We start from the raw sequence: 26,037 nt of genomic DNA on the forward strand, positions 1-26,037 counted from the left end.
ATAGCTGGCGCAGTAGATGCCGACCATCGCAATCATCATCCGTGCCAGTTCGCGCGTGGTCGGGGCGTTCTCCCACCGGCTCATCGTCGGCTGGCTCGCCAGACCGACCCCTGCCTCCGGCGACTTACCCAGCGCCAGGCGAAACCCCGGATCGTCACGCAGGGCGTCGAGGTCGTCGGCGTCCTCGTAGCCGCAGGCGATCGCCAGAACCCGCGCCCGCAGGATATCATCCACTCTATGGATCACCCGCGCAGGGTCGCGCGGGTCGGCGATGCAGGCGGCAAGGCGCTTGCAGATACCCATCTCCCGCTCGGCCTGGGCCAGCAGCACTACACCACCGTCCGAGGTCAGTCGCCCTCCGTCGAAGGCGCCCGTCACCTTCTTGCGCAACACCGCTGGAAACGAAATCACCGCCGCGCTATCGTGGCTCTCGGCGGGTGTGGCCTGTGGCATTTTTTGCCTCGCTGCAGGTTGGTCTAGACATCCAATTTCCTACAGCAAGCCAAAGGCTTACGCCACTCCCGCCAACCCTCAAAGCCCCACCGCTGAATAAGACGGGATAGGAAGGCGGCGGCCGGTTCGACCCGGCCGCCGCCTTTCAAGCAGAGCGGATCAGAAGGTGCCGCGCAGGCCGACAAGATATTGTACGCCGGGCCGATATTGCGTGAATGTCGCGCCTTCATATTGGAAATAGCTGCGCAGCGTCGAGTTGGTGAAATTCTGGACATCGACAGTCAGTTGCGGCGCGCCATTCCATCCAAACAGCTCCTCCAGATCGAAGCTCGAAGAGAAGTCCCACTGCTGATAATTGTCGGTGAACAGGGCTGCGGTGGGAATGCCATTCTGGTTGGCACCGCTGCTCTGCGAGCCTTCGCGGAAGGTGGTCGACACCCGCAAATTGACACCGCCATTCTCATAATAGCCAATGAGGTTGTAGGTGAAGGGCGCGACACCGAAAGCGACTGCCGGGCCGTCGCTGCGCTGATCGACGATCGTGGCATTGGCGTTGAAGCCAAAGCCGCGCACGCCGATGCTTTCGGTCAGGAAATCGAGCGGCTGGATCCACTGGAATTCCAGGCCGTTGACGGTCAGCTTGTTGGGGACATTAACCTGCGATTGCACCTGGATCGTCGCGACGTCAGGCCCGCCGCGCAGGTCGATCGCCGCAGCCTGGGTCGGATTGAGCGAGTCATAGGTAATGCCATATTGCGCCAGGAACGAGAATGGCTGCGTCGTGATCTGGTTGGTCGTAAAGCCCGTCAGCGACTTGCGGAACGCATTGACCGACACCAGCCCTTCCTGTCCGGTATAGAGTTCGACGCTGAAATCGAGATTGTCCGAGAAATAGGGGTTGAGCGCAGGGTTGCCGATCGTCGCCGTCGCCGCCGACGGATCGCCAAAGCCGACGCCGGGCAATTGCGCGGCAGGATCGGGCCGGGTCATCGTCTTGGAATAGGCGGCGCGCACGACCGCGAGATCGCCGATATCATAGGCAACCGTCGCTGCGGGCAGCCATTTGTCATAGCTGTTTGAGGTCCGCACCAGCGTGACGATGCTGGGATAGCGCGAACCATCGGGCAGGCTGCTACCGTCCGGCAACGTATTGCGCGGATCGGCCAGCGAGACACGGCCTTCGATGGTCTGATCGGTCTTCACATAGCGCACGCCGACATTGTAGCGCAGGTCATTGTCGCCAACCTGTTGCTTGCCAGCCGCCATGAAATAGGTCGCGAAGGATTTTTCGCGGATCAGGCCACCGCTCGCGCCGGTGTTGGAGCCGCCCGATTCCGGCATGTTATCGTGGAAATAATCATAGTTGGATGCCTGCTTGAAACGGTCCCAATCGACCGTCACGAAACCGGCACGCCCCGGCATCAGGAAGGATGGGAGTTGGCCGACGGGGATCAACGAACCGCCATAGTTGACCGAGCCGGTCTGCCCTGCGGTCGACCCCGTGCCATAGCCGGGATAGGTCGGATAGCCCGGCGTGCCCGGTGCGACCGATGCTGCGCCAAGGCAGGGTGGCTGGCTGTTGGGACCAGGCACGAAGACATTGGGGTTGCCGCCGCACACGGCATTCTGCCAGGCTTGGCTATTGTCGAAGCCGCGAATACGGCGGCTGACATCGTCATAATTGCCACCAAGTTGCAGGTTGAAGCGCTCATCGCCCCAGGTTAGCGCACCGCGAACGCCCTTGGTCTCGTTGCGCCGCCGCTCATCGTTCATATTGAGCCGGCCGCCATTCCACACGAAATTATTGGGGTCGTTCAGGTCGATGCTCGACTCGATGGTCGGCGCGCCGTTCGGATTGGCGGTATAATCGACCGTCACCCCCGTCCCCAGCGCCGTAACTGGCCCGGCGGTCGGAATTTCACGATGGAAGGTGCTGCGCGTATAATTGGCCTGGATGGACAATTTCAGCCGATCGCTCACTTCCCAATCGAGGCCGGGGTTGACGCTGAAAAGCTCGGTCGTTTCGGTCAGCGGTCGATATTCGAGGAAGAATTGCGAATTGGCATAGGTGCCGCTGGTGACCTGGCACCCGGTCGCACAATCTTCGCGATCATAGGTGGTGTTGGTCGGGATGATCTGACCATTGCGGACGATCCAGGCGATATTTTCGCGGGTCAGGTCGTTCTGTTTATAGCCGTACAGCCCATCGACATAGAAATGCATTGCATCGCTTGGACGCCATTCGGCACTGGCGATTGCATTGATGCGGTCACGGCGGCCATATTGCGCGCTGAAGCGTCCAAGCCGCGGCAAGATGCCATTGTCGATCTGTTGAATGGACGCGCCCGGATTATTGGCCAGCAACCAGGCCTGATCAATTGTCTGCCCAGGAACAGTGCCTCCCCCCGCGCCGACAGGAACGGTGGCCGGAATGGTCCAATTGCCGCCGCCGGTCGTGTTGCAACCACCCGCCGCGCCGCACTGCGCCGCCGTCAGCGCCGGGTTGGTATAGCCAATCGTTTCATAGCCGCGATTGTCGGTAAACAGGCGCTGGCCTGACACGCCGACCAAAAAACCAACCGTATCGTTCGTCGTGCTGAAGATCATAGACCCGCGTGCGCCGATGCGATCGACGCCGCTCTGCTTGGTCCCCTGCATGCTGTAGGTCAGGCGCGTTCCAGGCTGGTCGAAAGGACGCGCCGAGCGCATGTCGATATTACCGGCCGCGCCGCCTTCCAGCAGGTTGGCAGTGTAGCTTTTGTTCACGGTCAATTTCGTGAAGAGGTCGGTCGGGAAGAAGCTGAGATCGACCGAACGGTCGGTGCCCTGCGCATCCGTCGCGCCGGACGAGGACACGGCGATGGGGGCACCGTTCAACGTCACATTGGTGAAATTCGAACCCAGGCCGCGAATCGCCACATTGACGCCTTCGCCATTCACGTCGCGATTGATCGTGATGCCGGGAATGCGGTTGAAGGATTCGGCGATGTTGGTGTCGGGGAATTTGCCGATGTCCTGCGCGAAGATGGAGTCGCTGAAGCCCGTGGCATCGCGCTTGGCATTGGTCGAATTTTGCAGCGACGCACGATAGCCGGTGACGACGATGTCGTTCACCTGCTCGCTGTCGATCTGCGGCGCAGCCTGGGCATCGGGCGCGTCGGCCTGTGCCAAGGCGGCCTCCGACAAGATCAGCGAGCCAAGCGCGGACGCCGCCAGCAACGACAAACGAATGGAGCCTTTACACACCGACATGGGTCATCCCTCCTGAGACTGCTTCCGAAATTCCGGCAAGCATTTATGGTAACGCTAACACATGGCCTTATCAAGTGGCTATACCAAACTGTCAATACCAGTTATGAAATTTGGTAGCGATATCTTGGGATGGACGCGGGAGATTGGTCCGCTTGAGCCGTCATTTACGGCGGCCGTCAACGGGCATCCTCTCAAGAGGACATCGCCGGTTTCAAGCCGCCAACCCACTCCTCTGGGCTAGACTCGCTCAGCCCTACTCGGCACTGAGGCCTTCAAGCATGACCAGGAGCATGACATGACCTTCATCGTCGCAACCCGACCGATCTACCAGGATTGGCTCAACCTGCTGATGGTGCGGATGCGTGCGCCCGATGGGCAGGAATGCGACCGGCATGTGGTGGAGATGCGCCGCGCGGTGGCGTTGCTGCCCTTCGACCCGGTACGCCGTGTCGCGCTGACTGTATCGATGCCGCGCGCCCCCGTGATGATGGCAGGGCTACCCGACATGCTCGAAGCGATTGCGGGCCTGCTGGAGGATGAACCCGAAGACTGCGCCCGGCGCGAGGCGATGGAGGAAGCTGGCGTGGAACTGGGTACGCTTGTCCATTTGGGGCAAATTTGGAGCATCCCCAGCGTCGTCACCGAGAAGATCGATTATTATCTCGCGGAATATCGCGCCGCAGACCGGATCGCGGCGGGTGGCGGTCTGGACGAGGAGCAGGAGAATATCACCGTCCACGAACTGCCGCTCGATACACTGTGGACGATGATGGCGAACAAGCAGATCAACGATGGCAAACTGGCGATCACGCTGATGGCGCTGCGCCTGCGACGGCCCGACCTGTTCAGCGTGCCGGTGGAATGAACCGGACGGAGCGCGCGGCCACGTCCACTACCTGCCCCTCCAGCAGGAACCGACACGCCTCCCCGTCGCCATTGACGCAGAGCGTCAACCCACTGACGCGATAGCGCAGCGCGAAACGACGCCGCTGCGGGTCTTCCCATTGCCCAACGCGCAATGGTTCGCCGCTCTCCTCGAGCCACAGGACATCGGCATCCGACAACATCGCCGTATCGCCCAACTCGGTATTCTTCGCCCGCAAGGCCGCCAGCGCAAAGGCCTCAGCCTCCAGCGCGGTATCCCGCCCTGCCCAATCGACCCAGCCGATCGCATTATCCTGCGCATAGGCGTTGTTATTGCCCTGCTGCGTCCGTCCAAACTCGTCGCCTGCGGTCAACATGATCGTCCCGCGCGAACAAAAGAGCGTGGCAAGCAGCGCGATGCGATCGCGACGACGCGCCGCTTGAACGGCCCGTTCGTCGCTCGGCCCCTCAACGCCATTATTCCAGCTCAGATTCTCGCCATGGCCATCGCGATTCTCCTCGCCATTGGCATGGTTGTGGCGCTGTTCATAGGATGTGACGTCCGCCAGCGTGAAGCCATCATGGGCGGCGAGGAAATTCACCGTCCGGGTCGCCGCGCCGCTGAAAATGTCCGACGATCCCGCCAGCCGCGTCGCCATAGCGCCCAGCATCCCGCTATCGCCGCGCCAGAACCGGCGCATATCGTCGCGATAGCGGTCATTCCATTCCAGCCAATTGTCGCCAAAATGCCCCAGTTGATAGCCGCCCGGCCCAATGTCCCACGGCTCGGCGATCATCACCCGGTCGGCCAGGATCGGATCGGCGCGCATCGCTTCCAGCAACGGCGCACGCGGATCGAACCCATCCGCCATCCGCCCCAGCGCAGGCGCCAGATCGAAGCGGAACCCGTCCACCCCCGCCTGCGTCACGAAATAGCGCAGCGAATCGAGGATCAGGCGGCGGACCATCGGCTGGTTGCAGGCGATGGCATTGCCGGTGCCGGTATCGTTGATCAGTTGCCCATCGGCCGCATGCCGGAAATAGTCGCGCGCATTGAGGCCACGCAGCGATAGCGTTGGCCCCTGAACATCGCTTTCCCCGTCATGATTATAGACCATGTCGAGGATGACGCCGATCCCCGCCGCATGCAGCGCCGCCACCGTCTCGCGCAGTTCGGCGATGCCGCCGGGGGCGAGGCGCGGGTCGAGCGCGAACCAGTTGACCGGATTATAGCCCCAATAGTTGGTGAGGCCGAGCGGCCCCAGATGCCGCTCATCGATCCAGGCATTGATCGGCATCAGTTCGATCGCCAACACATGCAGTCGTTGCAGATGCGCGATCACCGCCGGATGGGCGAGCGCAGCGATCGTCCCCCGCTGCGCTTCCGGCACATCGGGATGCAGCATGGTGAAACCGCGCACATGCAGTTCGTAGATCAGGCCACCGGGACAGAAACAGGGCGGCGCGCCCGGCAAGGGCGCCAAGGGCGCTTCGACGACGCCCTTAGGCATCAGCGGCGCGGTGTCCGCCCCCTCCCCGCGCGGCGCGGCCAAAGCGGGGTCATAGATGAAAGCGCGGTCGATCGCCGTCGCATAGGGATCGAGCAGCAATTTGTCGGGATCGAACCACAGCCCTGCCCCCGGATCATAAGGGCCATCGGCGCGATAGCCATAGCGCGCGCCTGCGCCCACGCCCGTCGCCTCGCCCTGCCAGACGCCGCTCTCGCCGCGCGTCATCCCCATTCGCGTTTCGCGATCGTCCGCATCGAACAGGCAGAGCCAGACATGGCTCGCCTCCGGTGCCCAGACCGAAAAATGCGCGCCACTTGCGCTTAGTCGCGGCGCGGCCGGACCTGCGCTCACGCCGCTTCCGTCAACAGACTGCAATAAAGCGCCGCATAACGCGCCGCGCTCTGGCCCCAGGATACGTCGGTCCGCATCGCCGCGCGCTGCATCGCCTGCCACACCGGCCGATCGCGATGCAGCCGCACCGTGCGCGCAATCGCGCCATGCAACGCCAGCGGGTCCGATGGGGCGAACACCACACCCGTCGCCGCGCCTGCCGCCACCGCCGCCGCATTCGCGTCGATCACCGTGTCCGCCAGCCCGCCAACCCGTGCCACCACCGGCAGGCAGCCATAGCGCAGCCCATAAAGCTGCGTCAGCCCGCACGGCTCGAACCGCGAGGGTATCAATATAGCATCGCCGCCTGCCTGCATCAGATGCGAGAGCGGCTCGTCATAGCCGATCCGTACGCCAATGCGCCCACGATGGCGATCCGCCGCACCCAGAAAAGCGCCCTCCAGCGGATGATCGCCCGACCCCAGCAGCGCCAGCTTCGCGCCCAGCCCCACCAGATGATCGAGCGCATCGACCATCAGGTCCATGCCCTTCTGCCAGGTCAGGCGGCTGACGATGATGAAGATCGGCGCGCCATCGGCATCCAGCCCGAACTGCTGCTCCAATGCACGGCGATTGGCTGCTCGCCCCGCCAGCGCCCGACCGCTGAAAGCTTTGGGGATCAGCACATCCCCCGCCGGATTCCAGATCGCGGTATCGACCCCGTTCAATATCCCGTGCAGCCGCTCCACCCGACCATTGATCAGGCCGTCCAACCCCATGCCGTGAACGGGCGAACGAATTTCCTCGGCATAGGTCGGGCTGACCGTCGTGATCGCATCGGCCGACACCAGCCCGGCCTTCAGATAGCCCCCCCCGCCATAATATTCGACGCCATCCATACCCCAGGCTTCGGGCGGCAGGCCCAATTGCCCGAACACGTCGGCAGCATAGCGCCCCTGAAACGCCAGATTATGGATCGTCACGATCTTGGGCACTGCATGGGCTGGGCCAAAGCGCATATAGGCCGCCGTCAGGGCCGCCTGCCAGTCATGGACATGCACAATATCGGGCCGCCAGCCGTTGATCCCGTCCGCCGCGATATCCGCCCCGACCCGCGACAGCGCGGCAAAGCGCCGCCAGTTATCGCCCCAGTCATTGCCTGCTTGGTCGCCATAAGGCCCGCCTTCGCGCGCGAAGAAATCGGGCGCGTCCAGCACCAGCAGGTCCAGCCCGTCGACGCGCGCGGCCAGCACCGTCGCGGCCACGCCGAACAAAGCGACATAACGGCGCACGACCTTCGCCTTGCCCATTCGCGCGATGACGGCGGGGTAGCCCGGCACCAGCGTTCGGGTCGCCACCCCTTCCCCGGCAAGCGCACCGGGCAGCGCGCCGGTGACGTCGGCCAGTCCCCCGGTCTTGATCAGCGGATAGATTTCGGACGCGACCGAGAGCAATTGCATGGCGATCAGGCGACCAGACGTTCGATCATCGGCTGCGTGACCAGACAAATGCCGCTGTCCGTCCGCCGGAACCGTTGCGAATCCTCTGTCGGATTCTCGCCGATGACCAGCCCCGGCGGAATGATGATGCCGGAATCGAGCACGCATTTATGCAGCCGCGCGCCCCGCCCGATTTCGCAATTGGGCATGATGACGCTATCGGTCACCGACGAAAAACTGTGTGTCTTGACGCCGGAGAATAACAGGCTGCGATGCAGCGAAGAACCGGACACGATGCACCCTCCCGCAACCAGCGAAGAGGTTGCCGACCCGCGCCGCCCATCCTCATTATGCACGAACTTGGCAGGTGGCGTGACCTCCGAATAGGTCCAGAGCGGCCAGCTACGGTCATAGAGGTCAAGCGAAGGCACTACGTCGGTCAGGTCGATGCTCGCCTGCCAATAGGCGTCGATCGTGCCGACATCGCGCCAATAGGGCTCCAGCTCGCTTTCGGCCCGCACGCAACTGGCCGAAAAGCGGTGGGCGACGGCTTTGCCATGCTTGACGATATAGGGAATGATATCGCCGCCGAAATCGCGCTTGCTGTGCGGATCATCCGCATCGCGCCGCAATTGTTCGATCAGGAAGCGGGTCTGAAACACATAAATGCCCATCGACGCCAGCGCGACGTCCGGCTGGCCGGGGATAGAAGGCGGGTCTTTGGGCTTTTCGATGAAGGCGGTGATGACGTCCTTTTCATCGACATGCATGACGCCGAAACCAACCGCCTCCATCCGCGGCACTTCCAGGCAGCCGACGGTGACATCCGCACCGCTGTCGACATGCTGCTGCAGCATCAGCTCATAGTCCATTTTATAGACATGGTCGCCCGCCAACAGCACCATATATTCGGGCGCATAGCTCTCGATAATGTCGATATTCTGGAACACCGCGTCGGCGGTCCCTTCATACCATTGGCTTTCCGACACGCGCTGGCTGGCGGGCAAGATGTCGAAACTCTCATTGCGTTCGGGGCGCAGGAAGTTCCAGCCGCGCTGCAAATGGCGGATCAGCGAATGGGCCTTATATTGCGTCGCCACGCCGATGCGCCGGATGCCGCTATTAAGCGCATTGGACAGCGCGAAATCGATGATCCGCGCCTTGCCGCCGAAATGGACCGCAGGCTTGGCGCGCTTGTCGGTCAGTTCAGCCAGGCGGCTGCCGCGCCCGCCCGCCAGCACATAGGCCATGGCATCGCGCGCGATCGGCTGGTGTCTTATCTGCATTATGGGCCTCTCCTCATTATCGCCCACGATCGCCTGCACGCGCCCGTTGGTGTCACATATCCAGTTCGAACATCAGCGTGGCGAAAGGCGGCAGGGTGATGTTCGCCCAGCCCGTCTCATCCGCCATCACCATCCCCATATTCCCTGCGCCGCTACCGCCATAGTCGGCCGCATCGCTGTTCAATATCTCGCGCCAGCGCCCACCCGAAGGCAGCCGCATGCGATAACCATGGCGCAGCACAGGGGTAAAATGGCTGATAACGACAATTGGTTTCGCGCCAGGGGCCCCTCGCTGCCAGGCGAACACGCTATCGGCCGCGCCGTCGACCAGCACCCATTCGAAACCTTCCGGCTCGCAATCGCGGGCATGAAGCGCCGGGCGGCTGCGATAGAGGCGGTTGAGGTCACCCACCAGATGCTGCACCCCCAGATGCGCGGCATGGTCGAGCAGATGCCAGTCGAGCGCCCGCTCCTCGCTCCATTCGCCGCGCTGGGCGAATTCCTGCCCCATGAACAGCAGCTTCTTGCCGGGATAACCCCACATCAGGCCATAATAGGCCCGCAGCGTCGCGAACTTCTGCCAATCGTCGCCCGCCATCTTGTGCAGCAGCGATGATTTGCCATGCACCACCTCGTCATGGCTCAGCGCCAGCACGAAATTCTCGGCAAAGGCGTACATGAGGCCGAAGGTGATGTCGTCATGATGATGGGCGCGATGCACCGGCTCGCGCTGCAGATAGCGCAGCGTGTCGTTCATGAAGCCCATATTCCATTTGAAACCGAAACCCAGCCCGCCGCTCTCCACCGGATGCGACACATTGGGCCAGCTTGTCGATTCCTCGGCGATCGTCATGATGCCGGGATGCGCGCCATAGAGCGCCCGGTTCATCTCCTGCAGGAAAGCGACCGCCTCGACATTCTCGCGCCCGCCATGGTCGTTGGGTATCCATTCGCCCGGCTCGCGCGAATAATCGAGATAGAGCATCGACGCGACCGCATCGACGCGCAGCCCGTCGACATGATAGCGCTCGGCCCAGAACAGCGCATTATTGACCAGGAACTGCGCGACCTCGCGCCGCCCGAAATTATAGATGGCGGTATTCCAGTCGGGGTGGAATCCCTTTTTCGGATCGGCATGTTCGTACAGCGCCGTGCCGTCGAAATGCGCCAGCCCATGTTCGTCGGTTGGAAAATGCGCTGGCACCCAATCGAGGATGACGCCGACCCCGGCCCGGTGCGCGCCATCCACGAAGCGCGCGAAACCAGCCGGATCGCCAAAGCGCGCCGTCGGCGCGTACAGGCCCAGCGTCTGATAGCCCCAGCTTGGATCATAGGGATATTCGCTGATCGGCAGAAATTCGATATGGGTAAAGCCCATGCCCACGACATAGGGGATGAGCCGCCGCGCCATCTCGTCCCAGTCGAGGAAGCCGCCATCATCAGCCTTTTGCCACGACCCGGCATGAACCTCGTAGATAGAGATCGGCTCGCGCCGCGCATCGGCCTTTTGCCAATAGTCGCGATGGCGTGCGTCGCCCCAAACATGGTCGAGCGGCCCAGCGACGATCGAGGCGGTGGAAGGCCGCAATTCGCTCTTATAGGCGAACGGATCAGCCTTGAGCGGCAGCGTCACGCCATCCGCGCCGACAATCTCAAATTTATAAGGTGCGCCCGGTTCGATCGCGGGCAGGAAGATTTCCCACACCCCGCTATCGACGCGATGGCGCATCGCGCCCCGGCGGCCATCCCACTGATTGAAATCGCCGACCACCGACACGCGCCGGGCATTGGGTGCCCACACGGCAAAATGCACGCCCGCCACCCCTTCATGGGTCATGACATGCGCACCCATCTTGTCGAACAATCGGGCGTGGGCACCCTCGGCCAGGAAATGATCATCCATCGGCCCCAGCACTGGCCCGAACCCATAAGGATCGATCAGCGCGTAATCGCTGCCATCGGCATAACGCGCGACGTAGCGCAGCGGCTGCCGCTTGCGAAGGGCGACCTTGCCATGAAACAGCCCGGCCGGGTGCAGCGCGGTGAGGTCGCCCACGGCCTTGCCGTCCAGCGTCTGCGCAACGACGGATAGGGCTCCAGGCAACAGGACGCAGGCGGTAAAGCCGGTGTCGGCAGGATGAACGCCAAACGTGGCGAAGGGATCGTCATCGCGGCCTTCGACCAGCCGGTCGATCTGCTCGCCTGTCAGCACGATCCTGTCACCCAGCCTCCCATCCTCAGCCGATCTTCCAGATGTCCCGCGCATATTCGCGGATGGTTCGATCGGACGAGAACCATCCCATGCGCGCGACATTGTGGATCGCCATCTTTGCCCACAAGGCCTCGTCCGTCCAGAGCTTATCGACATGCCGTTGCGCGGCCGAATAGCTGTCGAAATCGGCCGCGAGCATGAACCAGTCATTGTCGTAAATGCCCTGGATCAGTCCCTTGTACCGATCTGGGTCGTCAGGCGAAAAGACGCCGCTGGCGATCGCATGCAGCGCCTGGGCAAGTTCCCGGCTCTTGCCGATGACGTCCATCGGCACATAACCCTTGGCGCGGCGGTCATTCACCTCCTGCGCGGTCAGGCCGAAGATGATGATATTGTCGGCGCCAACATGATCGCGCATTTCGACATTCGCGCCATCCAGCGTGCCGATCGTCAGCGCGCCATTGACCGCGAACTTCATATTGCCCGTGCCCGACGCTTCCATGCCCGCCGTCGAAATCTGTTCGGACAGGTCAGCAGCCGGGATCATCATCTCGGCCATCGAGACATTGTAATTCGGCACGAACTGCACCTTGAGCAATCCTTGCACCGCCGGATCATGATTGACCACGCGCGCGACATCGCCCGCCAGTTTGATGATCAGCTTGGCATTATGATAGCTCGACGCCGCCTTGCCGCCGAACAGCTTGACGCGCGGCACCCAGTTGCGTTCGGGGTGCGAACGGATCTGGTCATAGAGCGACACCGCCTCGATGATGTTGAGCAATTGCCGCTTATATTCATGGATGCGCTTGATCTGGATGTCGAACATCGCCGACGGGTCGATCCGCGCATTCAACCGCTTGCGCAAAAGGTCCGACAGCGCCGCCTTGTTCGCGCGCTTCACCGCGATGAATTTCTCCTGAAACGCCGTGTCATCGGCAAAGGCGTCCAGGTCACGCAGCGCTTCGGCATCGTCCAGAAACGCCTCGCCGATCGCCTCGCGAATAAGGCCGGTCAGTCCCGGATTGCACTGCATCAGCCAGCGGCGATAGGTCACGCCATTGGTCTTGTTGTTGATGCGGGTCGGATAGAGATTGTGCAGGTCGGCAAAGACCGTGACCTTCATCAGGTCGGTGTGCAGCGCCGATACGCCATTGACGCTATGCGATCCAGCGAAAGCCAGATTGCCCATCCGCACACGCCGGTCGCCACCTTCGTCGATCAGCGAGATCGCCCCGATCGCCGCGTCATCGAACTGCCCGGCCCGCCGCGCCTCGGCCAGCAGGCGGCTGTTGACCGCATAGACGATCTGCATATGCCGGGGCAGCAGCCGCTCGAACAGCGGCACCGGCCAGCTTTCCAGCGCTTCGGGCAGCAGGGTATGGTTGGTATAGCTGAACGTCCGCCGGGTAATGTCCCACGCCTCGTCGAAATCGAAGCCATGATCGTCCAGCAATATCCGCATCAATTCCGCCACCGCGACCGCCGGATGCGTGTCATTGAGCTGGATCGCCGCCTTGTCGGGCAGGGTCGCGATGGTACCGAAATATTGGATATGCCGCCGGACGATGTCCTGCAGCGAGGCGGAGGAGAAGAAATATTCCTGCCGCAACCGCAATTCCTGGCCAGCGGCCGAGCTGTCGGCGGGGTACAACACCCGCGTCAGCGCCTCGGCCCGATTGCTTTCGGACAGTGCGCCGACATGGTCGCCGGCATTGAACTTGTCGAGCAGGATCGGGTCGATCGGCTGCGCTTCCCATAGGCGCAACGTATTGACCCGCTTGCCGCGCCAGCCCGCGATCGGCGTGTCATAGGGGGTGGCGATGACCCGCTCGCTGGGCTTCCAGTGCATCTGGTGCGGCCCGCTATCCTCGCCCTCGGCCGGATCGACCAGCCCGCCAAAGCCGACCTCATAGCTCGCCTCGCGCCGCTCGAACTCCCACGGATTGCCATGCGCCAGCCAATTTTCGGGCAGCTCGACCTGCCAGCCGTCCGAAATCTCCTGCCGGAACATGCCGTTCACATAGCGGATGCCATAGCCATAGGCGGGCACGTCCACCGTCGCCATGCTCTCCATGAAGCAGGCCGCCAACCGCCCCAGACCGCCATTGCCCAGCGCCGCGTCCGGTTCCAGCGCTGCGATGATGTCGATATCGACGCCCAGCGAGGCCAGCGCCGCCTGCATGTCGTCCAGCATTTCCATGTTGGACGCCGCATCGCGCATCAACCGCCCGATCAGGAATTCGAGACTGAGATAATAGACCCGCCGCCCTTCTTCCTCATAGGTTTTCTGGGTCGATGTGATCCAGGCGTCGATCACCCGGTCGCGGATCGAGAGAATGACGGCGTGCAGCCAGTCATGCGGCTTGGCGGCAGCGGCATTCTTGCCGATGCGATAAGTCAGCCGCTCGACAATCTCATGCGCCAGGATTTCCGGGTCCATCCGCCGCGGCGCGGGTTTGGGAAGTTTGGTCTGGCCCTTGAGGTTCATGGCACACGGTCCCCCTGTCTGATCGGCAGGGATGATGGCACAGCCGACAAGCCCGCGCCAACGCCAAATTTTGCAGCGCAGCAATTATTTCGGCTGTTTCGCGGGACTTGGACCTACCCCCTGCGCACCAGCGCCTCTGCCACCCCAGCGCGCAATTGCGCGCGCACGGGATAGGCGCTCGACGGCAGCAATTGGGTCATGAATATCCCGATCAACCGCTCGACTGGATCGACCCAGAAATAGGTCGAAAACACCCCGCCCCAATAATATTCGCCGCGCTCTAACCCCATGGCAAAGCCGAGGCCAAACCCGACATCCTGATAGTCCGCCTCGCTGAACATCGCGCTCGACAGGCTGGCAAGGTCGCCGCCGCCGGGCAGTTGGTTGGACCGCATCTGCGCCACCGTATCGGCCCGCAGCAGCCGCACCCCGTCCAGTTCGCCCCCGCGCAGCAGCATCCGTGCGAAGCGATGATAGTCGGCCACCCCCGACACCAGCCCGCCGCCGCCCGACAGGAAGCGCCCCTGCCGTCGCCATCCGCTCCGCGCACCCAGATCGGCAACCTGCCGCTCGCCCTTCTCGTCCAGCCGCCAGGCATCAGTCATGCGATCCGCCTTGGCATCGGGCAGTGCGAAAGTCGTATCGACCATGCCCAGCGGCGCGAAGATGCGCTCGCGAAACACGCTTTCCAGGTCGCGCCCCTCCAGCCGTTCGATCACGACACCCAGCACATCGGTCGCCACCGAATAATTCCACCGTTCGCCCGGCGAAAATTCCAGCGGCAGGCTTGCAAGGTCAGCGATGAACTGGTCCGACGTGCGCGGCTGCTGAAATTCGTCCAGCCCCAGCTTGCGATAGCGCGCATCGATCGACGTCTGCCGCTGCAACCCATAGGTCAGCCCCGACGTATGGCGCAGCAGGTCGATCATCAGCATCGGCCGCTTCAACCGCGCGCGATTGGCGCGCCCGACGCGCAGGTCCACAAATTCGGGGATCACATCGACAACCGGCGTATCGAGCGCCACCTTGCCCCACTCCACCAGCATCATGAAGGCGACCGATGTCACCGGCTTGGTCATCGACGCGATGCGATAGAGGGCATCGGCCGACAGCGATTCCCCGCTCGCCCGCGCCGCCCCGCGCGCCCACGACACCACAGGCTGCTCGTCGCGCGACACCAATAATTGCATATGCGGCAAGCGGCCGCTGGCCAGATAGGTGCGGTCGAGAAAGTCCACCAGCGCGTCCAGCCGGTCAGGGTCCATCCCCGCCGCCTGTGCCGCCACCCTGTCCACGCCGTTCGTCATGCCTGCGCCGCTCCGATGCTTGTCTGGCTCCGCGCTAAAGCAGCGACGCGCGCAGGACAACAGCTTGGCGATTGCCAAGGGACCACCCCGCCCTCTATGGCAGGCTATCCGAACGGCAAGCAATTTCAGCACTGGACCCCGACAGGCATGGCCACTGGCCTTTCCGCGATCTTCATGGCCAACCGCGCGGCCCTGCTGCGCTTCCTGCGCGCACGCGGCGCGGGCGAGAATGCCGAAGATCTCTTGCAGGATATGTGGATGAAGCTGGAGGCCAAGGATCTTGGCCCCGTCTCCGACCCCGTGCCCTATCTCTATCGCATGGCCAACAACCTCATGCTCGACCGCTATCGCTCGGCGATCCGGCGCGAACGGCGCGAGCAGGACTGGGCCGAAGGCGCTGGCGGCGTCATGGCCGACCCGACCGACGATGTGCCGGTGGACGAGCGGATGATCCTTGCCCAGCGGCTGGACGAGGCGCGCGCCGTCCTGCGCGACCTTGGCCCGCGCGTCGAACTCATCTTCCGCCGCTTCCGCATCGAAGGCGTGGGGCAAAAGGTCATTGCCGAGGAATTGGGGGTCAGCCTGACGACGGTGGAGAAGGACTTGCAAAAGGCCTATCGCGCCATGCTGACGCTCAAGCAGAAACTGGATACGGAATGATGGGGTCGGCGGCGTCAGTCTCTGTAAGGGGCAAAAAATGAACAGGGCTGGAGCAATGACGAACGAGGAGGCAATGGCGTGGGTCATCCGCACGCGCGATCCCGCCTTTACCGACTGGGACGGCTTCACCGCCTGGTTGGAGCGCGATCCTGCTAACGCGCAGGCCTATGATGTGCTGATGGCGGCCGATGCCGACCTTGATGCCATCATCCCGCCCGAACCCGTCGCCATGCCTGTCGCCGCCAATGATGTGGGCGTGCCGCAACGCCGTCCGCTCCGCTGGATCGGCGGCGGCGCGATCGCCGCCGCGCTGGTCGCGGCCGTGTCGGTCGGCATGATGAACCGAGCCGACATCTATACCGTCACCACCCGCCCCGGCGAAACGCGCAGCATCGCGCTGGACGATGGCACCCGCATCGAAGTCAATGGCGGCACCCGCCTGCGCCTCGACCGCAACGACACCCGCTTCGCCGCGCTCGACAGCGGCGAGGCTGCCTTCACCGTGCGCCACGATGCATCCGATCCGTTCCGCGTGACGGTGGGCGATGCCGTGTTCGAAGACGCCGGGACGGTGTTCAACATCGTTCACACCCCAGGCGCCGTCCGCATCGGCGTGTCGGAAGGCGAAGTCATCTACAATCCCGGCGCAGAGGCGATCAGCCTGCCCGCCGGGCGTGCCCTGGCCGACGATGCGCAAGGTTTGCGGGTGATGGATATTGCCCCGGCGGCCGTCGCCAGTTGGCGTCAGGGCCGCCTCGTCTACGCCAATGCCGCCGTCAGCGACATCAGCGACGACATTGGCCGATCGCTCGGCATTGCGCTCCGCACCACGCCAGGCGCGCGCGCGATGCGCTTCACCGGCACGATCCGGCTGGATAAAGACCCGGCCCGATTCTTTGCCGGCGCCGCGCCGCTGATGGGCCTTTCCGCCGTGCGCCAGGGCGACACTTGGCTGCTGAAAGAAGGGGATGGGCCGCAAAGCTGACCTCTTCCTCGTCACCGCCCTTGCCATAACGAGCGCAGCGCCCGCGCATGGGGCGGATAGACAGACGATCAGCATCGCCCCTGGACGACTGGGCGAGGCGACGATCGCGCTCGCCCGTCAGACCAGGACCAGCATCGGCATGTCCGACCAGTCGCTCGCTGGCATCCGCACCCCCGCCGTCACCGGCAATCTCTCGGTCGAAGCCGCGCTAAAGCGGCTGCTCAAGGGCAGCGGCGCAACCGCGCGGCGCATCGATGGCGCGACATGGCGCATCGTCCGCACGCGCCCGGCGCCACCTGTGACCGCACCAGCGCCGATCCCCGCCGCCCCCGCCGAGGATCAGCCCGAAGCCCAGATCGTCGTCACCGCCTCGAAGCGCGAAACGCCCCTGCCCCGCTATGCCGGCATGGTCGAAGCGCTCGACAGCCGCGCCTTTTCCAGCGGCGAAGCGGCAGGCGGCACGGCCACCTTGCTGGCGCGGGTCGCTAGTCTGAGTTCCACCCATGCCGGTGCGGGCCGCAACAAGCTGTTCATCCGCGCCATCGCCGATTCCGGCGTCGCCGGGCCGACCCAGGCCACCACCGGCCAATATCTGGGCGACATGCGGTTAAACTATGCCGCACCCGACCCCGACCTCAAACTTTATGATGTCGGCCGAGTCGAAGTGCTGGAAGGGCCGCAGGGCACGCTCTATGGCGCGGGATCGCTGGGCGGCATCATCCGCATCATGCCCAACGCCCCCAATCTGGGCGAAATGGGCGGGCAAGTATCGGCGGGGCTTTCCGCGACCCAGCATGGCGATCCTGGCGGCGATCTGTCGGCAACGCTCAACCTGCCGATCGTCGCGGAAAAACTCGCGCTGCGGGTCGTGGGCTATGGCGTGCAGGACGGCGGCTATATCGACGACGTCAATCGCGGGAAGGATGACGTCAACCGCACCCGCACCTGGGGCGGCCGCGCCGCGCTGCGCTTTGCCCCCGACGATGACTGGACGATCGATCTCAATGGCGTCTACCAGCAGATAGAGGGCGATGACGCGCAATATGCGACCCGCTCGGTCGGCCGACTGGAACGCGCCTCCGCCGTCGCCCAACCCTATCGATCCGACTATCTGCTCGGCAATGTCCGCCTCGAGAAACAGTGGGACAGTTTGCGCTTCGTCTCGTCCACCGGCTTCGTGCGGCACGACCTGTCCGAAAGCTATGACGCGACCCAGCCCGGCGGCCCGCCAGCGCTGTTCCGCCAGCGCAATGAAGTCGACATTTTCTCCACCGAAAACCGGCTGGTCCGCGATCTCGACAATGGGCTGGGCTGGATATTGGGCGGCTCCTACCTGCAAAGCACGTCGAAAATCTATCGCTCGCTGACCGGCTTTGGCGCCGCCCTGATCCAGCCGGAGGTGCTACCCGGCGTACCCGTTTTCGGCCGGGGCCAACCAGCGGCGGCGACGGGCGTGCGCAACAGCGTGAAGGAAGCGACGCTGTTCGGCGAAGCCTCCTTCGAACCGGTCCGGGGACTGATCGCCACCTTCGGCGGCCGCCTGACCAACAGCCGCTTGTCCGGCGAAGCGCTTGATCCTGTCGCCGCCCTCTCCTCGGCGGACCTTGCACGGGCAGAAGCACAGGCCGATCGCAGCGAGACGATCTTCCTACCCTCCGCCTCCTTGCTCACCGACGCGATTCCCAACGTCACTCTATACGCCCGCTTTCAGCAGGGCTTTCGCCCCGGCGGCCTCGCCGTCGATGATCAGCGGGTGCGGCGTTTCCAGAATGACCGCATATCGACCATCGAAAGCGGCTTTCGCATGGGCCTGCCCGGCCGCGACACGATCGCGCTCAGCGCCAACATTGCCTATACCGACTGGCGCGATATCCAGGCCGACGTCACCGACCGGATCGGCCTGCCGACCACGGCCAATATCGGCGATGGGCGCATCTATACGCTCGAAGGGCGCATCGTTGCCCGCGCCACCCCGCGCCTGACGCTGGACGGCAGCATCATCTATAATGATAGCCGCCTGACCCGGCAGGCAGCCTTCATTCGGGCGCTGTCCTATGATGACCAATCGCTGGCCGTGCCCAATGTCGCCAATCTAGGCGGACGGCTCGCCTTCGACTATCGCGCGCCGCTGAGCGACCGGATGAATCTCCATCTTACAGGGTCCGCCCGCTATGTCGGCAAATCGCGGCTGGGCGTCGGGCCAATACTGGGCCAGACTCAGGGCGATTATGTCGATACCAGCCTTTCGGCCAGCGTGACGCGCGGGCCGGTGCAATATTCGCTATCGCTCACCAACCTGTTCGACAGCGACGGCAACCGCTTCTCGCTCGGCACGCCGTTCGACCTCAATACCGACTATTATACGCCGCTGCGCCCACGCACGCTGCGCATCGGCGTCGATTTCGCTTTCTGAACATCCATTCATCGCAAAACGGCACGGAAAACCAAGTTCGGCATCGTCCCTCCCGCACGCGCGCACAGAATATCAAGCGCGGCACGCAGAGGAGACTATATGCGACATCTACTGGCCTGCACGGCCATCGCGCCGGTTCTGGTGGCCCTGACAGCGGCGCAGGCAATGGCGGAAACGACCATCAGCACCGCCACGACGGCAGCCGTCAAGACCTCCACCATCGCCAGCGGCGCGCGCGACGATATCACCATCAGTTCGGCCGGATCGATCACCCTGACCAGCGGCACGGCGGTCACCGTCGACAGCAACAACAAAGTCTCGAACGCGGGCACCATCACCATCAACGATGCCAATAATGTCACCGGCATCCTGATCGCCCCCGGCACCAGCGGGGCGATCACCAACAGCGGCACCATCACGCTGACCGAAGACTATACTGCAACAGACAGCGACTCCGACGGCGATATCGACGGCCCGTTCGCCAAGGGCACGAATAAAAAGGGTATCTGGCTGCAGGCGGGCGCGCGTCACGTCGGCGACATCACCCATAGCGGCACCATCAGCATTGAAGGCAATCAGTCGGACGGCATCCGCCTCGACGGCCCTCTGACCGGCAACCTCGCCACCAGTGGCACGATCAGCGTCACGGGCGACAACAGCAACGGCGTCCTGGTCAATGACGTCACCGGTAACGTAACCCTGCGCGGGACGACGACGGCGGTTGGCGCGAACAGCATCGGCGCAGCCTTGCTTGGCGACATCGACGGCGCACTCAAGATTCAGGGCAGCATCGCCAGCACCGGCTATCGCACGACGACCCGGCCGTCCGACGTCACCAAATTGGATGCCGACGATCTGCTTCAGGGCGGATCGGCCCTGGTGATCGCGGGCAATGTCAGCGGCGGCATTATCTTCGACGTGCCGCCCACCGCCAGCGACGATGATGATGAAGATGATACCGATATTGACGATGATGGCCTGACCGACAGCACGGAAGGCACGGCCTCGGTCATCACCTATGGCTCGGCAGCCGCCGTGCAGATCGGCGCGGCGGACAGCGACACGGACATAGGTGCGGTAGCCGCCGATACGTCGGGCTATGGCCTGATCGTCAATGGCGGCATTGGCGGCTATGGCGTTTATGACGGGGTCGCGGCCAATGGCCTGGTTATTGGCGGGCTGGGCGGCGATGTCGACATTGCCAAGGGCGTGCTGGTCGCAGGCACGGTCGCGGCCGTCTCCTACGACAGCAATGCCACCGCCCTGCGCCTGGGTTCGGGCGCGCGGGCCGATACGGTCGAAGTCAGCGGCACCGTCGGCGCAAGCGGATCGGCCAAGACGGGGACGAGCGCGCGCGGGCTCGTAATCGACGCAGGCGCATCGGTCTCGGCGATCAAGGTCAGCGGCGCTGTCGCCGCATCGGCGCTCGACAATGCAAAAGGCACCGCGATCGCCATTCTCGATTCGTCGGGTACGGTATCCAGCCTGTCCAACACCGGCCGGATCAGCGCGACCGGCGGCCTCACCAACACCGCGATCGACCTCAGCGCCAACGGCAGCGGCGTCACCCTGACGCAGGCGCTTGCCTCCGCCACGGCCACCGCGCCGCAGATCGTCGGCGATGTCCGGCTGGGGTCGGGCAATGACGTCATGACCGTGTCGGCAGGCAGCATCACCGGCAACCTCAGCCTCGGCGCTGGCAATGATAGCGTCGCCCTGTCCGGCACGTCCAGCCTGACCGGCAATGTCGCGTTCGGCACGGGCACGTCCAGCCTGACCCTGGCCAACAGCGCCAGCCTGACGGGCAATGTCGATTTCGGCGGCAGCGCCGGGACGCTCGTCTTGAACGGCACTTCGTCCCTGTCGGGGGCGATCAACAATGGCGGCAACGTCGATGTGACGCTCAATGGCGGGACGCTCAGCACCACCAGCACGGGCAGCATCGCGCTGGGTTCGCTGTCGGCCAGCGGCACCTCGACCATCGGCGTTGCCATCGATGCGGCGACCGGTGCCAACACCGTCTATGACGTAGCAGGCGCGGCCAGCTTCGCCAGCGGATCGCAGGTGAAGGTGCAACTCAGCCAGGTCGGTGATGCGGAAGGCGACTATGTCATCGTCCGCGCCGGATCGCTCAGCGGATCGCCGACGCTCGGCACCGCCACCCTGCTGCCCTATATGTTCAAGGGCAGCGTCGCGGGCGATACCACGGCAGGCACCGTCACCCTCTCGATCGCGGCCAAGACCGTGACCGACCTGGGCCTCACCGGCTCGCTCGGTAGCGCCTATTCCGCCATCTTCAATGCGCTCGACAATGACGCCGATATCGCCGACGCCTATCTCGCCATCAGCGATGGCGAGACGCTGAACGCCAATCTGCGCCAGATGCTGCCCGATCATGCCGGTGGCACGTTCGAAGCGGTGACATCGGGTTCCAGAGCCACCGCGCGCATCCTGTCCGACCCCAACGGCATCTATCGTACCAAGGACGGCCGCCTCGGCTTCTGGCTGCAACAGGTCGCCTTTGGCAGCAGCAAGAGCGTGGGCAATACCGCGTCCTACGATATCAACGGCTGGGGCGCGGGCGGTGGCGCCGAATATCTGACCGATCTCGGCGCATTCGGCGGCTCCTTCGCCTATATCCATAGTAGCGACACCGGCGGCGGCACCGACAATGCCGTCGATTCCGACCAATATGAACTGGCGGCCCACTGGCGCGGCCAATGGGGACCGCTGCTGGCCTTCGCCCGCCTGTCCGCGGCGCATATCGGCTTTACCGGCACCCGCCATTTCTCCAATGGCGACGTCACCCGCACCGCCGATGGCGACTGGAACGGCAAACTCTATTCGGCGACCGCAGGCGCGGCCTATCAGATGCAGATGGGCCGGTTCAGCCTGCGTCCGGCGCTCGGCATCGACTATTATCGCCTTTCCGAAAATGGCTATAGCGAGACCGGCGGCGGCGATGCCTTCAACCTGACAGTGCTGGACCGCACCAGCGACGAGACCACCGCCAACGGCACGGTCACGGCGGGCTATGACTTTGGCAGCTTGAACCCGGAAGATGGCTGGCTGCGGCTGGAACTGGAAGGCGGCCGTCGCCAGATCATCGGCGGATCGCTTGGCGATACGGTCGCCTATTTCAAGGATGGCGACCGCTTCACCCTGACCGCCGAAGACCGCACCAACGGCTGGACCGGCCGCGCCCGCCTCTATGGCGGCACCGAAACATTCCGCGTGGGCGGCGAATTCGGCGCGGAGGAGCAACAAAATCACGTCGCCATATCGTTTAGAGCGACGGTAAACTTCGTCCTGTGACGTCCTGACTATGAAAGGACGGGCCACACCCCACAGACCCTCCCGGTCCGTCCTTTCCGATCCGGCAATATCCCTCCCCAAGGGCGCCGGACATAAAGAGGGGCGTCACCGCTAGACCCGGTGGCGCCCCTTATTATTGTGAACGGGCGGAAATTATTCTGCCTTCACCTCGACCGGCTTCAACTTGGCGCTGAGCGCGTCGAACCCGGCTTTGTCGGCCGGCGACAGATTGGGGCGCCCCGCCATAATCCCCATCGAAACGCTGCACTTGGAATAATAGGTTTCGCCCGGCTCGATCTCCAGCCGCAGCGTATCGGTCGCCTCGCTCTTGACCGAATATTCGTGAATGCCGGGGTCGGCATAGACGACGGCGAATTTACCCGGCGGCAAGCTGGTCAGACGTTCCCCCTTTTCATGCACCGCACAGGAAATAGCCGCCCCCACCAAGCCGCCCTTACGGAAGAAGATGATCTTCCCCTTCCCTTCGGGAATGTCGGATACCGGCGCTGTCGCCGCCGCCGGATCGGACGGAACGGCTGGGTCAACCGCCGCATCCTGCGCGATCGCAGACGTGCCGCAGCCGACCATCACCAATGCCAGAAACATGTGATTCTTCATAACATTACCCCCCATTGTGAATTTCAACGTTCGCCGTCTGGCAAAACGAATGGAATGTCGGCCACCAATTTGGCCTGTCCTCGCGTACCCGCAGGCACGACAACCTCGCTACCTGCCATGAAAAGCACGACCGGCACTGCAACCAGCCCGACCAGGGCAGCCTCATTTGTGCGGCTTTCACCGGATTGGGCGAAACGGAAGCTACGCAGCGCGATCTTCTGCCCTTGATACTCGACGAAGCGCGCCGCCAATATCAACTCGCCAGCCTTGCCCGCCGCGCGCGCGCGCGCGGCATGGATGACCTCGCCCTCCCCCAGCGCACCATCAGGCACGACGACGGCCCCATTGAAGGCCACCGGCACCGTCGTGCGGATGCGGAACCGGTCGCCCGGCTTGGACAATTTGGAATTGAGCGGGTCGAGTATCTCGAAATCGACATAGGTTCCGGCTGGCACCGCTGTCGCCGTCGGTGCGAACGTCGCAACGATCGGGTCGGTCCCGGCAGAGGCTGGTATCGAAATAGCCAGCCCGAAAGCCGCAGCGAATAATCGCCCCGTGCGCCGCATCATCCCCCCTGTTCACGCCGCCAATCCCCCGATTCGCTATGGCGTGAACAGATGCTTATCGCGCGCCTTTACAGTCGTATAGAGGGAAGCGAGCGATCAGCCCGCCAACCCCTTCTTCACCAACTCATTCACGACCTGCGGGTTGGCCTTGCCCTGCATTGCCTTCATCGTCTGGCCGACGAAGAAACCGAACAGCGCTTCCTTGCCGCCCTTATATTGCGCGACCTTGTCGCCATTGTCCGCGAGAATCTTGGCCACCACCGCCTCGATCGCGCCGGTGTCCGACGTCTGCTTCATGCCGCGATCTTCCACGATCTTGGCTGGCGCGTCGCCGGTTTCCAGCATGATTTCGAACACCTGCTTGGCGAGCGATCCCGACAGCGTGCCGTCCGCGACCAGCGCCAGCAATTCGGCCGCCTGTGAGGGACTGACCGGGCTTTCTTCCAGGCTTTTGCCAAGGCGGTTGAGCGCCCCATAAAGGTCGGACAGCAGCCAGTTGGCCGCTGCCTTGGCGACATCGCTCTCGCTCTTCTTCTGCGCGGCGGCGCTCTGCGTCACCAGCAGTTCGAACCAGCGCGCGGTGTCGGCGTCCGCCGTCAGGGTCGCGGCATTATAGGCCGACAGGCCCAGCGCCTGCTCATAGCGTTTGCGCTTGGCATCGGGCAGTTCGGGCAGCGAGGCGCGGCATTCGGCCAGAAACGCCTCGTCCAGTTCGATAGGCAACAGGTCGGGATCGGGGAAGTAGCGATAGTCATGCGCATCTTCCTTCGACCGCATCGACCGCGTCTCACCCCGGTCGGGATCGTAGAGCCGGGTTTCCTGCACGATCTTGCCGCCCGCCTCCAGCACATCGACCTGACGGTTCGCCTCATGCTCGACCACGGCCATGACGAAGCGGACGGAATTGACGTTCTTGGTTTCGGTGCGGGTGCCGAATTCCTCGCCGGGCTTGCGGACCGACACGTTGACGTCGGCGCGCATCGACCCCTGGTCCATATTGCCGTCGCACGACCCGACATAGCGCAGGATGGTGCGCAGCTTCGCCAGATAAGCCCCTGCTTCGGCAGGCGACCGCATGTCCGGCTTCGACACGATCTCCATCAGCGCGACGCCCGACCGGTTGAGGTCGACATAGGAGCTGGTCGGATGCTGATCATGCATCAGCTTGCCCGCATCCTGCTCGACATGGATACGCTCGACCCCGATCACCTTGGTACTGGTTTCCGGGTTCTTCTCGTCCAGCACGATCTCGATCTGCCCTTCGCCCACGATCGGGTGATAGAGCTGGCTGATCTGATAGCCCTGCGGCAGATCGGCGTAGAAATAATTTTTGCGGTCGAACCGCGACCATCTGTTGATCTGCGCCTCGATCGCCATGCCGGTGCGCACCGCCTGGCGGATGCACTCGCGATTGGGCACGGGCAACATGCCGGGCATCGCTGCGTCGACCAGGCTGACCTGCGTATTGGGCTCGGCCCCGAAAGCGGTCGCGGCACCGGAAAACAGCTTGGCATTGGTGGTGATCTGGGCATGCACCTCCAGGCCGATCACGACCTCCCACTCGCCGGTTGCGCCCTGGATGCGATAGGTTGATTCAGTCATGCTGGGTCCGTTTCGGGAGTGATAAGAGTGAGTTCAGGAAAGTAACGCCGGTACAGCGTCAGATCGCGAGTCAATAAGGGCATTTGTCGGGTGAAGGCATGGGCTCCGACGAAAAAATCGGGAAGAACACGATAAGCCCGATCCTCCTTGCGCGCCTCTCGATAAGCTACGAAGCGTTGCCCCGCAATGAAGGCGGCAACGTCGTCGACCGGTTCCGAGACGAGACCCAGCGCCGCTATGTCCGCCTGTAAATCATTCAAGGATCGATAATTTCTACTTAGCTCAGCGAGAACGACAATGTTGATTATGGCCGGCCCGTTGAATCGAGCGTCGCTCAACCGGTCGATCGACCACGGCCCCCATATGTCATCGCTTGACAGAATGTCGATGATGACATTCGTATCGACAAATGTCATTCGGGGTCCAACCGGTGCGGGCGGATATAATCCATATATTCGTCGGTTGACGCAAAGCCGGTTTTCATCGTGCCAGCCGCAGCCAATATTCCCGCCCTTATGCGGTTTCGCCGTTCATCGGTGGTTTCGCCCACCAGAAGATGAGCGGGAAGCACCACTGCTTCGCCACGGTCATTGATTCCGATGCGAACCGGCTGTCCCGGAACAAGGCCAATGCGGTCACGGATTGCCTTGGGCATGAACACCTGCCCTTTGCTGGTCATGTTGACCACCGTTTCCTCATCAAATTTGCTGTGCATGTTCATCGCGACATCTCC

18 protein-coding genes are annotated in these 26,037 nt (G+C 63.3%); 5 read left to right on the plus strand and 13 right to left on the minus strand.

All coding sequences use genetic code 11. The features are described from left to right. On the minus strand, nt 1-453 hold a 453-nt coding region (locus tag SxD43FB_RS14745; protein WP_176482795.1), incomplete at its 3' end, for a transposase. 159 nt (nt 454-612) lie between these two features. Next, nucleotides 613-3,705, minus strand: coding sequence for a TonB-dependent receptor (locus SxD43FB_RS14750; RefSeq protein WP_096062857.1), 3,093 nt, complete (start codon nt 3,703-3,705; stop codon nt 613-615). A gap of 295 nt (nt 3,706-4,000) precedes the next feature. Between SxD43FB_RS14750 and SxD43FB_RS14755 the strand changes: the two genes are divergently transcribed. After that, nucleotides 4,001-4,570, plus strand: a complete 570-nt coding sequence (locus tag SxD43FB_RS14755) for an NUDIX hydrolase (protein WP_096062858.1) — start codon at nt 4,001-4,003, stop codon at nt 4,568-4,570. Here SxD43FB_RS14755 and glgX read toward each other — a convergent pair. From glgX to SxD43FB_RS14785, 6 genes are all read right to left on the minus strand, one after another. Then, nucleotides 4,551-6,431: a glycogen debranching protein GlgX gene (glgX, locus tag SxD43FB_RS14760; RefSeq protein ID WP_096062859.1), complete on the minus strand. Its 1,881-nt coding sequence runs from the start codon at nt 6,429-6,431 to the stop codon at nt 4,551-4,553. The genes SxD43FB_RS14755 and glgX overlap by 20 nt on opposite strands. Then, the gene (glgA, locus tag SxD43FB_RS14765; RefSeq protein ID WP_096062922.1) at nt 6,428-7,876 is read right to left on the minus strand and encodes a glycogen synthase GlgA; all 1,449 of its coding nucleotides are present in this window, start codon (nt 7,874-7,876) and stop codon (nt 6,428-6,430) included. The genes glgX and glgA overlap by 4 nt, the downstream gene beginning before the upstream one ends. Beyond that, nucleotides 7,876-9,135 (minus strand): glucose-1-phosphate adenylyltransferase, encoded by a 1,260-nt coding sequence (glgC, locus tag SxD43FB_RS14770; protein ID WP_096062860.1) that lies wholly within the window; start codon nt 9,133-9,135, stop codon nt 7,876-7,878. The genes glgA and glgC overlap by 1 nt, the downstream gene beginning before the upstream one ends. A 52-nt stretch (nt 9,136-9,187) precedes the next feature. Then, nucleotides 9,188-11,347, minus strand: coding sequence for a 1,4-alpha-glucan branching protein GlgB (glgB, locus tag SxD43FB_RS14775; protein WP_096062861.1), 2,160 nt, complete (start codon nt 11,345-11,347; stop codon nt 9,188-9,190). A 25-nt stretch (nt 11,348-11,372) separates the two neighbouring features. Continuing rightward, on the minus strand, nt 11,373-13,838 hold the full coding sequence (locus SxD43FB_RS14780) for a glycogen/starch/alpha-glucan phosphorylase (RefSeq protein ID WP_096062862.1): 2,466 nt from the start codon (nt 13,836-13,838) through the stop codon (nt 11,373-11,375). Between the two features lie 113 nt (nt 13,839-13,951). Further along, nucleotides 13,952-15,145, minus strand: coding sequence for a serine hydrolase domain-containing protein (locus SxD43FB_RS14785; RefSeq protein WP_096062923.1), 1,194 nt, complete (start codon nt 15,143-15,145; stop codon nt 13,952-13,954). Nucleotides 15,146-15,292: 147 nt separating this feature from the next. On the opposite strand from SxD43FB_RS14785, the gene SxD43FB_RS14790 reads away from it, so the two are divergent. The 4 genes from SxD43FB_RS14790 (at nt 15,293) to SxD43FB_RS14805 (ending at nt 22,518) form a co-directional block, all read left to right on the plus strand. After that, a complete protein-coding gene (locus SxD43FB_RS14790; RefSeq protein ID WP_096062924.1) occupies nt 15,293-15,805 on the plus strand; it encodes a sigma-70 family RNA polymerase sigma factor in 513 nt (170 codons plus the stop codon). Nucleotides 15,806-15,860: 55 nt separating this feature from the next. Continuing rightward, entirely contained in the window at nt 15,861-16,790 is a 930-nt protein-coding gene (locus SxD43FB_RS14795) for a FecR domain-containing protein (RefSeq protein WP_096062863.1), read from the plus strand. Then, a complete protein-coding gene (locus SxD43FB_RS14800) occupies nt 16,774-19,203 on the plus strand; it encodes a TonB-dependent receptor (protein WP_096062864.1) in 2,430 nt (809 codons plus the stop codon). Before SxD43FB_RS14795 ends, SxD43FB_RS14800 begins: the two co-directional genes overlap by 17 nt. Before the next feature lie 99 nt (nt 19,204-19,302). After that, a complete protein-coding gene (locus tag SxD43FB_RS14805) occupies nt 19,303-22,518 on the plus strand; it encodes an autotransporter outer membrane beta-barrel domain-containing protein (RefSeq protein WP_096062865.1) in 3,216 nt (1,071 codons plus the stop codon). A 153-nt stretch (nt 22,519-22,671) separates the two neighbouring features. On the opposite strand, the gene SxD43FB_RS14810 is transcribed toward SxD43FB_RS14805, so the two are convergent. The 5 genes from SxD43FB_RS14810 to SxD43FB_RS14830 all read right to left on the minus strand — a co-directional run bounded on the left by SxD43FB_RS14810 (nt 22,672) and on the right by SxD43FB_RS14830 (nt 26,025). Continuing rightward, nucleotides 22,672-23,136: a DUF2846 domain-containing protein gene (locus SxD43FB_RS14810; RefSeq protein WP_096062866.1), complete on the minus strand. Its 465-nt coding sequence runs from the start codon at nt 23,134-23,136 to the stop codon at nt 22,672-22,674. 23 nt (nt 23,137-23,159) lie between these two features. Beyond that, nucleotides 23,160-23,705: a hypothetical protein gene (locus SxD43FB_RS14815; protein WP_096062867.1), complete on the minus strand. Its 546-nt coding sequence runs from the start codon at nt 23,703-23,705 to the stop codon at nt 23,160-23,162. Nucleotides 23,706-23,798: 93 nt separating this feature from the next. After that, nucleotides 23,799-25,304, minus strand: a complete 1,506-nt coding sequence (gene gatB / locus SxD43FB_RS14820) for an Asp-tRNA(Asn)/Glu-tRNA(Gln) amidotransferase subunit GatB (RefSeq protein WP_096062868.1) — start codon at nt 25,302-25,304, stop codon at nt 23,799-23,801. After that, nucleotides 25,301-25,720, minus strand: a complete 420-nt coding sequence (locus SxD43FB_RS14825; protein ID WP_096062869.1) for a type II toxin-antitoxin system VapC family toxin — start codon at nt 25,718-25,720, stop codon at nt 25,301-25,303. The genes gatB and SxD43FB_RS14825 overlap by 4 nt, the downstream gene beginning before the upstream one ends. Next, nucleotides 25,717-26,025, minus strand: coding sequence for an AbrB/MazE/SpoVT family DNA-binding domain-containing protein (locus SxD43FB_RS14830; RefSeq protein WP_096062870.1), 309 nt, complete (start codon nt 26,023-26,025; stop codon nt 25,717-25,719). The genes SxD43FB_RS14825 and SxD43FB_RS14830 overlap by 4 nt, the downstream gene beginning before the upstream one ends. Nucleotides 26,026-26,037: the final 12 nt, after the last annotated feature.

It is taken from the genome of Sphingobium sp. D43FB, assembly GCF_002312805.1.
GTDB lineage: Bacteria > Pseudomonadota > Alphaproteobacteria > Sphingomonadales > Sphingomonadaceae > Sphingobium.